The sequence below is a fragment of the Rhizobium sp. P1_B8 genome, assembly GCF_056406515.1.
Genome location: NZ_JBFTZZ010000012.1, coordinates 58,365 through 72,071 on the forward strand (window position 1 = coordinate 58,365; position 13,707 = coordinate 72,071).

At 61.8% G+C, this 13,707-nt stretch carries 15 protein-coding genes and 2 pseudogenes; 9 read left to right on the plus strand and 8 right to left on the minus strand.

The features are described from left to right. Positions 1 to 45 precede the first annotated feature (45 nt). On the minus strand, positions 46 to 1,281 hold the full coding sequence (locus AC1D2N_RS15620; protein WP_130652041.1) for a multidrug efflux MFS transporter: 1,236 nt from the start codon (positions 1,279 to 1,281) through the stop codon (positions 46 to 48). A 330-nt stretch (positions 1,282 to 1,611) separates the two neighbouring features. On the opposite strand from AC1D2N_RS15620, the gene AC1D2N_RS15625 reads away from it, so the two are divergent. Beyond that, positions 1,612 to 1,956, plus strand: coding sequence for a nuclear transport factor 2 family protein (locus AC1D2N_RS15625; RefSeq protein ID WP_130652042.1), 345 nt, complete (start codon positions 1,612 to 1,614; stop codon positions 1,954 to 1,956). Between the two features lie 30 nt (positions 1,957 to 1,986). On the opposite strand, the gene AC1D2N_RS15630 is transcribed toward AC1D2N_RS15625, so the two are convergent. The 3 genes from AC1D2N_RS15630 to AC1D2N_RS15640 form a co-directional block, all read right to left on the minus strand. Beyond that, positions 1,987 to 2,718, minus strand: a complete 732-nt coding sequence (locus tag AC1D2N_RS15630) for a sulfite exporter TauE/SafE family protein (RefSeq protein WP_018241221.1) — start codon at positions 2,716 to 2,718, stop codon at positions 1,987 to 1,989. 61 nt (positions 2,719 to 2,779) lie between these two features. Continuing rightward, complete coding sequence (locus tag AC1D2N_RS15635) at positions 2,780 to 3,433, minus strand: class I SAM-dependent methyltransferase (RefSeq protein ID WP_018241222.1); 654 nt, start codon at positions 3,431 to 3,433, stop codon at positions 2,780 to 2,782. Between the two features lie 320 nt (positions 3,434 to 3,753). Next, the gene (locus AC1D2N_RS15640) at positions 3,754 to 4,080 is read right to left on the minus strand and encodes a hypothetical protein (RefSeq protein WP_130652043.1); all 327 of its coding nucleotides are present in this window, start codon (positions 4,078 to 4,080) and stop codon (positions 3,754 to 3,756) included. A 225-nt stretch (positions 4,081 to 4,305) separates the two neighbouring features. On the opposite strand from AC1D2N_RS15640, the gene AC1D2N_RS15645 reads away from it, so the two are divergent. Further along, positions 4,306 to 4,908 (plus strand): superoxide dismutase, encoded by a 603-nt coding sequence (locus AC1D2N_RS15645; protein ID WP_008528928.1) that lies wholly within the window; start codon positions 4,306 to 4,308, stop codon positions 4,906 to 4,908. Between the two features lie 137 nt (positions 4,909 to 5,045). After that, on the plus strand, positions 5,046 to 5,891 hold the full coding sequence (locus AC1D2N_RS15650; RefSeq protein WP_130652044.1) for a metallophosphoesterase: 846 nt from the start codon (positions 5,046 to 5,048) through the stop codon (positions 5,889 to 5,891). 52 nt (positions 5,892 to 5,943) lie between these two features. Here AC1D2N_RS15650 and AC1D2N_RS15655 read toward each other — a convergent pair. Further along, positions 5,944 to 6,637: pseudogene (locus AC1D2N_RS15655) on the minus strand (helix-turn-helix transcriptional regulator). A 130-nt stretch (positions 6,638 to 6,767) separates the two neighbouring features. On the opposite strand from AC1D2N_RS15655, the gene AC1D2N_RS15660 reads away from it, so the two are divergent. The 3 genes from AC1D2N_RS15660 (at position 6,768) to AC1D2N_RS15670 (ending at position 9,086) form a co-directional block, all read left to right on the plus strand. Continuing rightward, positions 6,768 to 7,403 carry a LysE family translocator gene (locus tag AC1D2N_RS15660; protein ID WP_018241226.1) on the plus strand — a complete coding sequence of 212 codons (636 nt, stop codon included), beginning with the start codon at positions 6,768 to 6,770 and terminating at the stop codon, positions 7,401 to 7,403. A gap of 190 nt (positions 7,404 to 7,593) precedes the next feature. Beyond that, positions 7,594 to 8,034 carry a c-type cytochrome gene (locus tag AC1D2N_RS15665; protein WP_018241227.1) on the plus strand — a complete coding sequence of 147 codons (441 nt, stop codon included), beginning with the start codon at positions 7,594 to 7,596 and terminating at the stop codon, positions 8,032 to 8,034. Positions 8,035 to 8,171: 137 nt separating this feature from the next. Beyond that, a complete protein-coding gene (locus AC1D2N_RS15670) occupies positions 8,172 to 9,086 on the plus strand; it encodes a cytochrome c (protein WP_130652045.1) in 915 nt (304 codons plus the stop codon). A gap of 149 nt (positions 9,087 to 9,235) precedes the next feature. Here the strand turns inward: AC1D2N_RS15670 and AC1D2N_RS15675 are convergent. After that, a pseudogene (locus AC1D2N_RS15675) lies at positions 9,236 to 9,802 on the minus strand (glutathione S-transferase family protein); the annotation flags it as partial. Positions 9,803 to 9,912: 110 nt separating this feature from the next. Beyond that, entirely contained in the window at positions 9,913 to 10,407 is a 495-nt protein-coding gene (locus tag AC1D2N_RS15680; RefSeq protein WP_032998517.1) for a GNAT family N-acetyltransferase, read from the minus strand. Positions 10,408 to 10,676: 269 nt separating this feature from the next. Between AC1D2N_RS15680 and dmeR the strand changes: the two genes are divergently transcribed. The 3 genes from dmeR (at position 10,677) to bla (ending at position 13,151) form a co-directional block, all read left to right on the plus strand. Further along, a complete protein-coding gene (dmeR, locus tag AC1D2N_RS15685; RefSeq protein ID WP_018446272.1) occupies positions 10,677 to 10,949 on the plus strand; it encodes a Ni(II)/Co(II)-sensing transcriptional repressor DmeR in 273 nt (90 codons plus the stop codon). A 107-nt stretch (positions 10,950 to 11,056) separates the two neighbouring features. After that, positions 11,057 to 12,088 carry a CDF family Co(II)/Ni(II) efflux transporter DmeF gene (gene dmeF, locus AC1D2N_RS15690; RefSeq protein ID WP_130652046.1) on the plus strand — a complete coding sequence of 344 codons (1,032 nt, stop codon included), beginning with the start codon at positions 11,057 to 11,059 and terminating at the stop codon, positions 12,086 to 12,088. 133 nt (positions 12,089 to 12,221) lie between these two features. Beyond that, a complete protein-coding gene (gene bla / locus AC1D2N_RS15695; protein WP_477981553.1) occupies positions 12,222 to 13,151 on the plus strand; it encodes a class A beta-lactamase in 930 nt (309 codons plus the stop codon). Between the two features lie 61 nt (positions 13,152 to 13,212). On the opposite strand, the gene AC1D2N_RS15700 is transcribed toward bla, so the two are convergent. Beyond that, the gene (locus AC1D2N_RS15700; RefSeq protein WP_130652048.1) at positions 13,213 to 13,677 is read right to left on the minus strand and encodes a hypothetical protein; all 465 of its coding nucleotides are present in this window, start codon (positions 13,675 to 13,677) and stop codon (positions 13,213 to 13,215) included. Positions 13,678 to 13,707: the final 30 nt, after the last annotated feature.

A 13,707-nucleotide genomic window follows, 5' to 3' on the forward strand; every position in this document is an offset into this window, starting at 1 on the left:
GCATGATGTCGTCCGAAAACCGCTCACACTTTTCGGCATCATGCTCTAGCTCGATGTCTGCCGATCCCTCGGCCGTACCATCCAGGAATAGGCAGCGCCGGCAAGAAGCAGTACTGACGTGCCGAGGAACACCGCCCGCATGCCGATATGCCCGCCGACAAAGCCGCCAAGGATGGGGCCGGCCACCTGGCCGACATATTGCGACGAGATGGAAAGCCCGAGAATGCTGCCGGCCGCACTGTCCGGCACGCTGTGGCGGATAACAGCGGCGATGCAGGGCAGCAGCCCGCCGAGTGCTGCGCCCATCAGGAAACGCAGGATGATCAGCTGCCAGGAGCTGGTGACGAAGGCCTGCGGGATCAGCAACAGCCCGGCGACGGCGAGCGCGCCTGAAATCACCGGCCAATGGCCGATCCTGTCGGCGAGCTTGCCGAGCCATGAGGCCGAGAGAATGCTGCCGAGGGCGGCGGCCGACATGACGACGCCCGATATCATCGTCACCTGGGCCTCGACGGGCACGAGCTGCGCGACATAGACGGTGATGATCGGCTCGATCGACATATTGGCGAACATCAAGAGCATGCCGGTCGCCAGCATGGCGATGACGGGCCGCTTGTCGGCAATGGATTTCCAGCCGCCGTTGGCCTTGGCCGCCTGCTTGCGAGCCGGCGATTTCTCTTCCTTGATCAGCAAGGCCGTGGCGAGAAAGGCGAGGAAGATCATGCCGCCGGCGGCGAGAAACGTGCCGCGGATGCCGATGATCGGCGGCAGCGCCCCGCCGACCAGCGGCCCGACGAGATTGCCGGCCATGATGCCGGAGGAGAGCACGCCGAGCGCCCAGGCCGAACGGTCCTTCGGCGTCTGCGTCGCCACCAGCACCATCGAGCCGGAGGCGTAACCGCCGGCAAGCCCGACGAAGAGGCGCAGCGCCACCAACTGCCAGACATTGCCGGCCATGCCCATCAGCGAGATCGCCAGCGTCATGCCGAGGCTGGCGCGCACCAGCATCAGCTTGCGCCCGTAAATATCGCCGAGCCGGCCCCAGAGCGGCGCGACGAGAGCCGCGGCGAAGAAGGTGGCGCCATAGGCGATACCCGACCACTGCACGATGTCAGCATGATCGCTGACGCCGAGTTCCTCGACATAGAGCGGCAGGAAGGGAAGCAGCAGCGTCATCGCCACGATCGTGGTGAAGGAGCCGATCAGCGAGATGGTGAGATTGCGCTTCCAGTGGATCGAGCCGGGCCTGGCGCTGGCGGCGTCCAATTGCGTATCGGTCATTCTCTCGGTCCCGGCATTGATCGCGCGGCGAGTTCCGCACGCATGGTGAAACAATGTGCCCTTTGCCGCGGCGAGGAGATCGGCGCGGGTGAAACTGTCCTGAGATCGAGTTTTTCGAGGTCGAACGCATAGGCCGTAGCGGTGCATGCGCTCGCCGTTCCAGGGCGGGCACGCGCTGATATAACCGCGCTATGGGCCATCCTTCAAGATGGCGCTTCCGCATTGGTGGCCTGTCTTTGGAAATGAGAGCCGCAATCTGGACCCTCTCTGACAAAACTGCTACAACATAACCGATTGCATGATGCAATCAGGCAATTCAAGGACATTGCCATGAGCGACATGCGCACATCCCGAGAGCAGACTGTCCGTCATCTCTACGCCGCCTATCTCGACGACCGCAAGGATATCGTCGGCGCGATGTTGACGGAGGATTTCACCTTCTCCAGTCCGCGTGACGACCACATCGACCGGGCGACCTATTTCGAGCGCTGCTGGCCGAAGGAGCCGGTCTTCCGCGGCTTTGACATCGAATTCCTGGCGATCGACGGCGACGAGGCGGTCATCCGCTACCGTGCCGAAAAACGGGATGGCGGCAGCTTCCGCAATATTGAGAGCCTTCGCTTCCGCGGCGACAAGATCGCCTCCGTGGATGTCTATTTCGGCCGCAGTTTGTAAGCTCGGCCGAGACGGGGACGCGCCACTGCTTTACAGGAGCCGCATTGCCGACGTGCCGATGATGATCATCGAGACCGCCACCATCAGCGGCCGCACCGGCAGCCGTTTGACGAGGATCGCGCCGAAGGGGGCAGCGATGACGCCGCCGATGATCAGGCCGATCGCCGAATTGAGCTCCGACCAGCCGAGCGTCAGCATGAAGGTCAGGGAAATCGTCAGCGTCACCGCGAATTCGGTGAAATTGGTCGAGCCGATCACCCGTTTCAGATCATGGCCGCGGCTGACCAGCGAACTGGTGACGATCGGCCCCCATCCGCCGCCGCCGATCGCATCGAGCACGCCGCCGCAAAGCCCGACCGGTGGCACCATCCAGTCGCGGACATCCCGTTTCGGCGGCGGCCGAAAGGCTTTGTAGAGGATCACCAGCCCGATCGCGATCAGATAGGCCGACACGAAGGGCGCGATCACCTTGCCGTCGATATTGGCCAGCAGATAGGCGCCGATCGCGCCGCCGATCATGCCGGCCGGTGCGAGCCGCGCCACGAGGCGCCAATCGACGTTGCGATGATAGGCGTGCGAGATGCCCGAGGCGGCGGTGGTGAACATTTCCGCCACATGCGTCATGGCGCTGGCATTGGCCGCCGGCACCCCGAAGGCGAGAAGGCTGGTCGTCGACAGCACGCCGAAGGCCATGCCGAGTGCGCCGTCGACGATCTGCGCGCAGAAACCCACGACGATGAAGAAAAAGAAATCCGATGTCATGCAGTCCCCTCAGACAAACGGTAGCATCAGAATAAGCGACGCGGGGAAAAAGTTTCCGGTCTCAGGCGGCAAGTCCGTGCTGCTTCAGCCTGACGATCTTGAAGAAGCCGTTCGGAAAGACCGGCAGAATATCGGCAGGCGCGAAATCACCGCGGCGCTCGGCCCAGGCGACGATGCGGTGAACGCGGAAGGCGGAGGACCAGCCGATGTGACGCACCAGCGGCGCCACCGCCGTCTCGATCGCGCCCTGCAGACCGGCGCCGTCGCCAAGCTTGCTGGCAAGGATGATCTCGCCGCCCGGCCTGAGCACTCTCGCGCATTCGTCAAGCGCCCGTTCGGGCTCGGGGATGAGCGTGATGACGAAGGGCAGGCAGACCGCATCGAAAGACCGGTCGGCAAAGGTAAGCGCATGGGCATCCATCACATCAAGCGCCCGCACATGCTGCAGCTTCTCGCGTTTCGCCTTTTCACGCGCCCGCGCGATCATGTGTTCGGAAATGTCGATGCCGGTTACCCGGCAGTGGCGCGGGTAATGCCCGAGCGTCAGGCCGGTGCCGACGCCGATTTCCAGAATATCGGTGCCGGCTGCGGCCGCGAGTGCAGCAAGCTTGCGGTGGCCATCGCGCAGGATGCCGCGATAGACGCGGTCATAGACCGGCGCCCAACGCTGATAGATTTTTTGCTGATCTTCCGCCCTGCTGCGAAGCTCTGACATGCCGGCACCTCCCTACAGCGCCGCACGTCTTTCCGGACGCGCAAAGGGCGCTGTAACACTTTGAATTGCTGCATAATTTTGCCCCTAAATCAATTCTGCTTTAGGGAATTATGCAGTCGCAAGCCCAGGAAAAGTGGAAAGCGGTTCCCCAGGAATTGCATCAAATAAAAAGATTTGAGCGGTTCTGTGCTTCTCTCAAAAGCTGAACCGCTCTAAAGCCCAGCCTCTCAACTCCTAAGGGTAGGTTCCGGTTCCCGGCGAAATGTGACGCAAGGCACAGATCCACACCGGGGGGCACTTTGGGGTAGCCTCGCTACAGTCTATTTTGCCGGCATCAGCCCAAGCTGTTTGGCGTCCAGTTCGCTGCCGATCTCGACGGTTTTCTTTTGCTTGTCGTAGACGCAGATCTGGGCGATCAGCCCCTTGGCGCCCTTCGGCTTGCCTGTCACCAGGGCAAGCCCGTAATGCGAGCTGCCGAACGGATCGACCGTGGTGCTGGGCTTCTCGATCGTGACCGCTGCCTTCTTGCATTTGGCCTCGACGTCGGCGGCGAGCTGCTTCCAGGCCTCATCGGAGGAGGCATGCGCCGTACCTGCCAGGCAAAGCAGTACGGCGGCAGTGAGAGGCTGGATTATATTCCTGTTCATATCGGGTCTCCGTTGATCGCCATAACAGGCAAAGCGGTTTTCGGGGCGGGCATTCCCATTGATTTGCCCAAGCGATTTCTAGGCGCGACTCCAACCCTGTAACTGAGGCAAATTTTCCTCCGGCTGGTCGTTTTTTGATAATTCGCCGGTTGCCTCTCCCCCTTTCCGCTCCTATGTTCCGCCTCACCTGCCGAGACGCAATCAATTGCCAAGAGGAGATCTGACATGGCTTTCGAATTGCCTGAACTTCCCTATGATTACGAAGCGCTTGCTCCCTTCATGTCGAAGGAAACGCTGGAGTTCCACCACGACAAGCATCATAAGGCCTATGTCGACAACGGCAACAAGCTCGCCGCCGAAGCCGGTCTTTCGGACCTCTCGCTCGAAGACGTCGTCAAGAAGTCCTTCGGCACCAATGCCGGCCTCTTCAACAACGCGGCCCAGCACTACAACCACATCCATTTCTGGAAGTGGATGAAGAAGGGCGGCGGCGGCAACAAGCTGCCGGGCAAACTCGAAGCGGCCTTTACCTCCGATCTCGGCGGCTATGACAAGTTCAAGGCCGATTTCGCCAATGCCGGCGCCACCCAGTTCGGCTCCGGCTGGGCCTGGGTTTCCGTCAAGAACGGCAAGCTCGAAATCTCCAAGACCCCGAACGGCGAAAACCCGCTGGTTCACGGCGCCACCCCGATCCTCGGCGTCGACGTCTGGGAACACTCCTATTACATCGACTATCGCAACGCCCGCCCGAAATATCTCGAAGCCTTCGTCGATAGCCTGATCAACTGGGACTACGTCCTGGAACGCTACGAAGAAGCCACGAAGTAAGCGGTACCAGACCAGCCGCCATGGCGGCGATGTCGTCCGCCTCTTCGAATTTGACACCCGGCGCCTCAAACGCCGGGTGTTTCGTTTTCACACGAAGCCGTCACATCCCTGTCACCAGCCGCTCCTAATCACGCCCCATGTCTTCCTCTGCGTCTCCCTTGTTCCGCTTCGGCATCATCGCCGACCCGCAATATGCGGCGATCGCGCCGCATGTGGTGATGGATCGCTATTACGCCAACAGTCTCGCCAAGGTCGCCGCGGCGATCGAGGTGTTCAACGACTGGGAATTGAGCTTCGTCATGACGCTCGGCGATGTCATCGACCGCAGCTTTTCAAGCTTCGACGATATCCTGCCGGTCTATGAGAAGCTCAGGCACGAGGCGCTCTTCCTGCTCGGCAACCACGATTTCTCGGTCTCTGCAGGACACTTGTCCGAAGTCGCCGCGCGCCTCGGCATGCCATCGCCCTATTATAGCTTCTTGCGCCACGGCTGGCACTTTATCGTGCTTGACGGCAATGAGGTCAGCATCTTCGCGCCGCCCGAAGGCCATCATCATCGTGCGCTGGCAGCTCGGATGCTGGCAGAGCTGCAGGCCAAGGGTGCCAGGAATGCCCATCGCTGGAATGCCGCGCTGAGCGACGAACAATTCGCCTGGCTTGGCGATGAAATCGCAAAAGCGGCCGAGGCCGGCGAAAAGGTGATCGTCATGAATCACTATCCCATTCATCTGCCCAGTGAGCACGGCATGTGGGACAGCGAGCGCATCGTCGAGCTGCTTGCCTCCAGCAGCAATGTCGTTGCCTATCTCAACGGCCACGACCACGTCGGCAATTACGGCATGGCCGGCGCCTGTCACTTCGTCAATTTCAAGGGCGTGGTCGACACCGAGACGGAAAACGCTTTCGCGATCGTCGAGGTTTATACAGACCGCATCGAAATCCGCGGCTTCGGCCGCGAGGTAAGCCGCACGCTGGCTTACTAGTTGCGAAACAGCGCGAACCCGAGCGTGTCGATGATCGGCCGAACGGCTGATATCAGGCAGGCACAGCCTTCTCCGTCCAGCCGCTGGTCCAAAGCTCCCGCAGCCGGTCGCCGTCGCCCTTGAAGAAATCCTCGCTCGTTGCGCAGCGCTCCACCCGGTCGCTGCGGAAATTGCGGATCGCCTGGCGCAGCTCGCACCAGGCGACGATATTGGCGGTCTGCGAATAGTAGATCAGCGCGACGGGCCGGATCGTCCGCTCGCTGGCGCGGCCGAGTTCGTCACGGTAGCCGAGCATCAGCTTGCGTTCGTCACGGATCGCGCGGCGCACGATCGCCAGGTCGAAGCCCGCCGGCTTGCGCGATCGAGCCCCAGGCATAGAGCGCCTTGTTGTCCATTGCCTGGCGCAGCGGCGGCGGCACGGCGCCTGATATCTTCCGGTTGACCCGGCGCGCGGCCTGCTTCAGCTCCTCGTCCGCCGTCCGTTCGAGCAGCGCCAGCGACAGCACGATCGCCTCCATCTCCTCGATCGAGAACATTAGCGGCGGCAGGTCGAAGCCCGGCCGCATGATGTAGCCGATGCCGCGCCCGCCTTCGATCGGCACCCGCATCGCCTGAAGGGCGGCGATGTCGCGATAGATCGAGCGCACGGTTACCTCGAGCGTCTCCGCCATCGTCGCCGCCGTCATCGGCTTTTTTGCCAGCCTGAGGATCTGAATGATCTCGAAAAGCCGCGAGGCCTTGCGCATTTTTGCCTCTCCCATCCGCCACGCTCCTGACAATACACTGTCAGTTGGGTTCCCGTATAGAGCCGCCTATCAGATTGAAATCAATCAGGGTCTTTCAAAACGGCCCGCAGAACTCAAGGCGGTAACTGACATGAACTACCACGAAAACCTCTGGCTCTTCTTCACCCTTCTCTTCGGTATCATCATCGTGCCGGGTATGGACATGCTCTTCGTGCTCGCCAATTCGCTAACCGGCGGCGTCAAACGCGGGCTGGCGGCGACCGGCGGCATCATGGCCGGCGGCGCCGTGCATTCGGCCTATGGCGCAGCCGGCGTCGGCGTGCTCGTCACCATGCTGCCGCAGCTTTTCAACGTGCTGCTCTTTGCCGGCGTCGCCTACATGATCTGGATCGGCATTTCGCTGATCCGCAGTTCGATCACCGTCGAGGCGGTTGGCCCGGGAACGGCGCACTCCGGCTGGCGCGCCTTCCGCCAGGGCGCCGTCACCTGTCTCGTCAACCCGAAGGCCTATATCTTCATGTTTGCCGTCTACCCGCAGTTCCTCAGACCGGAATATGGCCCGATCTGGATGCAGGGGCTGATCATGGGCGTCATGACTGTCGTCACCCAGTTTGCCATCTACGGCACGCTGGCGATGACGGCCGGCCGCAGCCGCGACCTGCTCGTCGCCAACCCTGACGTCACGGCCTTTGTCGGCCGCTTCGCCGGACTGCTGCTGGTTGTCGTCTCCGCCTTCAGCCTTTGGCAGGGGTGGAAAAGCGCCTGAGCGCCACTGCATGTCGCCCGGAAGTGTGCAGCGGTTCCGGGATAACGACATGCATAAAAGCAGAGAACTGCCTATCACATTGTTTTTATGTTGATCCGGCAAAACGTGACTGTCCGGACGCATGGATTTTGTCATGCTCCCGGTGCAGATTGGCCTCCGGCCACTTGGCCGAGGAGAAATGGAGAGGAATATGAATTGGAAAGCAGTAGCTGCCGCCGCAGCGATGGCCGGCATAGCCTTAGGTTCGGTGACCGCCGCCGACGGTACTCATGATTCGCGCATTGCGCTGATGAAGCAGATCGGCGGTTCGGCCGGCGCCCTGGCAGCCATCGCCAAGGGCACCAAGCCCTATGACGCCGAGGCGGTGAAGGCGGCGCTGACGACCATCGCCGCAACGGCCAAGGTCTTCCCCGACCAGTTCAAGCCGGGCACCGAGACGGGCGACGAAGAGGCGAGCCCGAAGATCTGGGAAAACATGGATGACTTCAAGGCGCGCGCCGCCAAGCTCTCCACCGACGCCGAAACCGCGCTGGCTCAGCTTCCGGCCGATGCCGCCGCCGTCGGCGCCACGGTCAACACGCTCGGCGCCAATTGCGGCGGCTGTCACAAGGCCTATCGCATCAAGGATTGATAGGCCGTTTGATCTGGAACTTGATACGCGACCCGCGCCGGCCTTGCCGCCGGCGCGGATCACCTTATTCTCCGCCCGTGCGGGCTGGTCGCAGAACCGCTCCGCGCAGGAAATTCTCGGTAAAGGGGAGGCGGAGCATGGTCCGCAGGTTCATCCGGTTACTGCTCTGTCTGATCGGCGTCGCCGTGCTTGGCGGCGGCGCCTTCTATCTCGTCACCGCACCCGATCCGCTGCCGGAGAGCCATTGGGCCGGTCTCGGCGCGCCGGACCCGGCGAACGGTCAGATGGTTTTCTGGGCGGGCGGCTGTGTCAGCTGTCATGCAGCACCGGGTTCCGAAGGCGATGCAAAGCTGACGCTTGCAGGCGGCCTGGCGCTGAAGAGCCCTTTCGGCACCTTCCACGTGCCGAACATCTCACCCGATGAAAAGGCCGGCATCGGCGCCTGGACGCTCGCCCAGTTCGGCAACGCGATGAAGCGCGGCGTCGGCCCGGGTGGCGAGCACCTCTACCCGTCCTTTCCCTACAGCTCCTATTCCCGCATGAGCGATAAGGACGTCAACGATCTCTTCGCCTTCCTGAAGACCCTGCCGAAGAGCGCAAATGTCGCGCCACAGCATGAGCTGCCGTTCCCCTTCAACATCCGGCTGGCGCTCGGCGGCTGGAAATTCCTCTATTTCAGCGACCGACCGCGCGTCGCGCTCGCCAAGAGCGACGACAAGATCAAGCGCGGGCAATATCTCGTCGAAGGCCCCGGTCATTGCGGCGAATGCCATACGCCGCGCGATGCGCTGGGCGGCTTCCAGGCGGATCAGTGGCTCGCCGGCGCCCCCAATCCGGAAGGCAAGGGCCGCATACCGGATATCACCCCGGCCTCCAAGAGCATCGGCGGCTGGAGCGAGGCCGATATTGCCAGCTACCTCGAAACCGGCTTCACCCCCGATTTCGATTCGGTCGGCGGTTCGATGGTCGATGTGCAGCAGAACATCGCCCATCTGCCGACCGCCGACCGCGAGGCGATCGCCGCCTATCTGAAGGCCGTGCCGGGACGCTAAAGCATGTTGCGCAAAACTGCGCAGCGGTTTTGCGGCAACGACATGCGTAAAAACAAAGATCCAAAGCGCGTCGCATGAATCAAGTTTGATGCGACGCGCTTTAAAGTGCGGTTGATGCCAGGTCCCACCTCCCTATAAACAGGCGTGGGACGATCTTTCCAGGCTGTGATAGCCGGGAAGGCGCTGTGATCTATCCCGGTTTCCTCCGGCATGAAGACGTAGCCCGCCAGAGAGAGGTCTGCGATCGTCAGCCGGTCGCCGACCATGAAGGCCTGGTGCGCCAGATGTTCGTCAACAATGGCATAGGCAGCTTTGGCCCTCAGCCTCAAAAACTCGACGACGGGCGTCTCGCCGCTCTTCTGAAGGCCATACATGAACCTCAGCGTCGCGTAGTAGCTCGTGAATTTATGGTTGTCGAAAAGAACCCAACGCATGATGTCACGCCGTTCTTCCGCCGTCTGCGCCCCAAAGTGGCCTGTCACCTCTGACAAGTAGTCCAGGATGATCCCCGATTGGCTGATTTTCGTTTGCCCATGTTCGAGCACAGGCGCCTCGCCCTGTTCGTTTATGGTTTTTCGCCATTGTTCGGTTCGCGTTTCGCCGCCCAGATAATCAACGAAAATGCTTTCCCACTCGATGCCGGCAAGCGCAAAGAACAGCGCGACCTTGTAAGAATTCCCCGAGAGAGCGAAACAATGGAGTTTGAAATCAGGCATGAAAGCTCCTTATGCAATTCGACAAAGCATGTTGTCGCGCAATACTGTGCAGCCGTTTTGATGCGTCGAGCTTCGGCTCTTGCGAAAGCCGAACCTAAGAGTCGGTCACCCTAAGCGATCGACTGCATGTAGCGCATGCCGGTCACCGGACGCGGGGTGAAATCCAGCTGTTCGTAGAAGCGGTGCGCCAGCACGTTTCCGGTTGCGGCGCTGACGGAGAGGTAGCCGCAGCCGGCATTGCGGGCGGTTTCGCGCGCCCGGTCGACGAGCAACTGGCCGGTGCCGTGACCGCGATGGCCGTCACGCACGAAGAGGTGGTGCAGGTCCATGCCGCGCTTGCCTTCCTGCGCCCTGTAGAGCGGCACGAGAATGGCGTAGCCGATCAGCCCTCCGCCGGTCTCGGCGACGAGCGCATTAATCCAGGGCAGCGGGCCGAAGAGGTCGCGCTCCAGCTGCTCCGCCGTCGTGCCTGCCGCATCGCCGTGATGGGCGGCAAGCAGGGCGATCATCTCGTTGAGTTCGGGCAGGTCGCGCGGCTTGGCGGCGCGGATCGTCACCACCGATGGGCGCATCAGTGAAATTTCGCTGTCTTCGATTTCGGTCATGGTCTTCGCGTCCTTTGATATTCTGCCGTCAGGACGCTGCCGATACAACAAAGCCGCCTGACGGCGGCTTGTTGACAATATGATCTTGTCCGGCCGCCCTTTACAGGTACAGCCAAAAATACGAGCGGCTCTGGTGCGCGTTTTTGATCATGGGTCATAGATCGTCGGAAACGCAGGCTTTGTCAATGGCGGATCGGAGCCCATCACAGGCATTGAGCCCTGGCCTCACTCTTGATAGTATACCCCCCTATGCTATATTAGAACCTATCATGTCCCACACCACCCTGCAGAAAAAGAAGCTTGTCGCCCGCATCAGCCGCTTGAAGGGGCAGATGGAGGCGGTCGAGCGCGCCCTCGAGGCCGAGCGCCCCTGCGGCGAGATCCTGCAACTGCTCGCCTCCGTCCGCGGCGCGCTGACCGGGCTGACCGGCGAGGTGCTCGACGATCATCTGCGTGAGCATGTGCTGAATGCCGCCGACGATGCGGCAAGGGCGGAGGCGGTCGAGGAAATATCGGAAGTCTTGAGAACCTATATGCGCTAGAGCAATTCCAGGAAAAGTGCGAAGCGGTTTTCCCGGGAAAACTGCGAAGCATTTTCCCAGGAATTCTGTAAAAACACAAGCTTATAGCGGCGACGAAGGAGCCTGTCATGAGTGCCGGAATCGAGAAGGCTGGAATTGATGCCTTGGAACATGATCACGTCTTCCTCGGCGCCGATCATACGCGCAACGAGCGGCGCATCTGGCTGGTGATCGCGCTGACGGCGGTGATGATGGTGGCGGAAATCGCTGCCGGCACCGTCTACGGATCCATGGCCCTGGTCGCCGATGGCTGGCACATGTCGACCCATGCCAGTGCGCTGCTGATTTCGGCGCTCGCCTATCTCTTCGCCCGCCGGCAGGCGCGCAATCCGCGTTTCACCTTCGGCACCGGCAAGCTCGGCGATCTCGCCGGCTTCGCCAGCGCTATCATCCTTGCCCTGATCGCCCTGCTGATGGCCTGGGAAAGCCTGCTGCGCCTTTCCAATCCCGTGCCGATCGGTTTTGCCCAGGCGATCGCCGTGGCGGTGATCGGCCTTGCCGTCAATCTGGCCAGCGCCTGGCTGCTGGCCGGCGGCGGCCATGTCGCGCATGGCGATCATGCCCACCATCATCATGGGCATGGCCATCACGCGCATCACAGTCATGGCAACCACGCCCATCCCGCGCATGGACATCGTCCGCACGGTCATGGCGACCATGCCCATCACGCAAAGACCGGCGACAACAATATCCGCGCCGCCTATCTGCATGTCATCGCCGATGCTTTGACCTCCGTGCTCGCCATCGTGGCGCTGACGCTCGGCAGCCTTTATGGCTGGCTCTGGCTCGATCCCCTGATGGGCATCGTCGGCGGTTTGGTGATCGCCAATTGGTCGTGGAGCCTGATGAAATCCTCCGGCGTCGTCCTGCTCGACGTCATTTCCGAAGGCGAGACGCTGCCGGCGGAGATCCGCGGCGCCATCGAGACGGAGGACGACCGGATCACCGATCTGCATGTCTGGCAGGTCGGCCCCGGCCATCATGCCGCAATTGTTGCCGTCCTTACCTCGAAGCCGCGCGATCCGGCCTTCTACAAGGGCAGGCTTTCGGCGTTGGAGGAATTGTCGCATGTAACGGTCGAGGTTACACGCGCGGCGTGATCGGCGCGAGCGGACGATAAGATCGCTCGACGGACGACAAAGGTCGGTCGACGGACGATTAACATCGCCTTGGGGACGAGATGCCGCCGCAATCTCGCCTTAGCTCTCTCCTCCTGATTTGCCGGAGGATTTCATGGATCTCAGTCTGACCCGCCGCATGCTGATAGGCTCGGCATTGTGCCTGCCTGCGATGGGCTTGCCCGCGCTGGCGATTCCCGCCAATGCCCAGGAGGGGGCCGAGGAGAGGGCCAAGGAGAGTGCCGAGGAGGGCGACGACAACATCGAGCGCCGCCTTGCTGCGCTGGAAAAACGCACCGGCGGCCGCCTCGGCGTCTCGGTGCTCGACACTGAGACGAGCATCTCTTTCGGCTATCGCGGCAGCGAGGCCTTTCCGATGTGCAGTACCTTCAAGGCGCTGGCCGCCGCTTTCGTGCTTGCCCGTGCTGACAAGGGCGAGGAGAACCTCGATCGGCGGGTGACCTACGGCAAGGACAAGCTCGTCGATTATTCGCCGCTCAGCGAAAAACACGCCGGCACCGATGGCATGACCGTTGCCGAACTCTGCGAGGCGGCGGTGACCGTCAGCGACAACACGGCCGGCAATCTGCTGCTCGAAAGTTTTGGCGGGCCGGCGGGTCTGACCGACTGGCTGCGCTCGATCGGTGACGGCACGACCCGTCTCGACCGCACCGAACCGACGCTGAACGAGGGCCGGAAGGGCGATCCGCGCGACACGACGACCCCGGATGCGATGCTCGACACGCTCGGCAATCTGACGCTCGGCTCGGTTCTCACTGAGGCCTCCTGCGACAGGCTGATCGCCTGGCTGGTGGCAAGCACGACGGGCAAGGAACGGCTGCGGGCCGGCCTGCCGGCGGATTGGAAGGTCGGAGACAAGACCGGCACCGGGCCGAATGGTTCTCTCGGCGATATCGCCGTGATCTGGCCGCCGGATCGCGGGCCGATCGTCGCAGCCGTCTATATCAGCGAGACGACCGTGCCGGTGAAGGAACTCAACCCGGTCTTTGCCGAAGTCGGCCGCATGATCGTCGAGATGGTGTGAATTATGAAAAATGCGGCGGAGAAGGCTCTCCGCCGCACCTCGGGTCAGGTTTTCCTGTGGCTCAGGCGGCGGTGATATCGTCCGCCGTCTTGGTGCCATCATCCTCGATACCGGCCATCTCGCGCTTGATCTGCTCGGTGATTTCCTTCTCGATTGCGGCGCGTTGGTCGGCCGGCATGGCGGCCAGATCGGCCTCGGTCAGATCGTGCTGCTCGAGATAGCGGGCCCGGATATATTCCGCCGGCGTCATGTTGCCCCATTTGGAGAATTCGTCGACCAGGGCGGCATGCGCCGCACTCGCCGCCGCTTCATCGTCGGAAGGCTGATTGATGTAGGGGCCCTCGCTTCTTTGCAGGGCCCACATCGTATTGGCGATCGACGGCGGCGTGCTGCTGGGCTCGAGACCGGGCGCGGTATTGCGCGCAGTGCTGTCGAAGTTCGTCGTTTGCTGATTCTTGGATTTGGCCGACTGATCGAAAAGACCGCCGACCCCGTAATAATTGTGAATATTGCTAGAGATTTCCATAAAAACTCTCCCCGAAAACCGGGGAGAGAA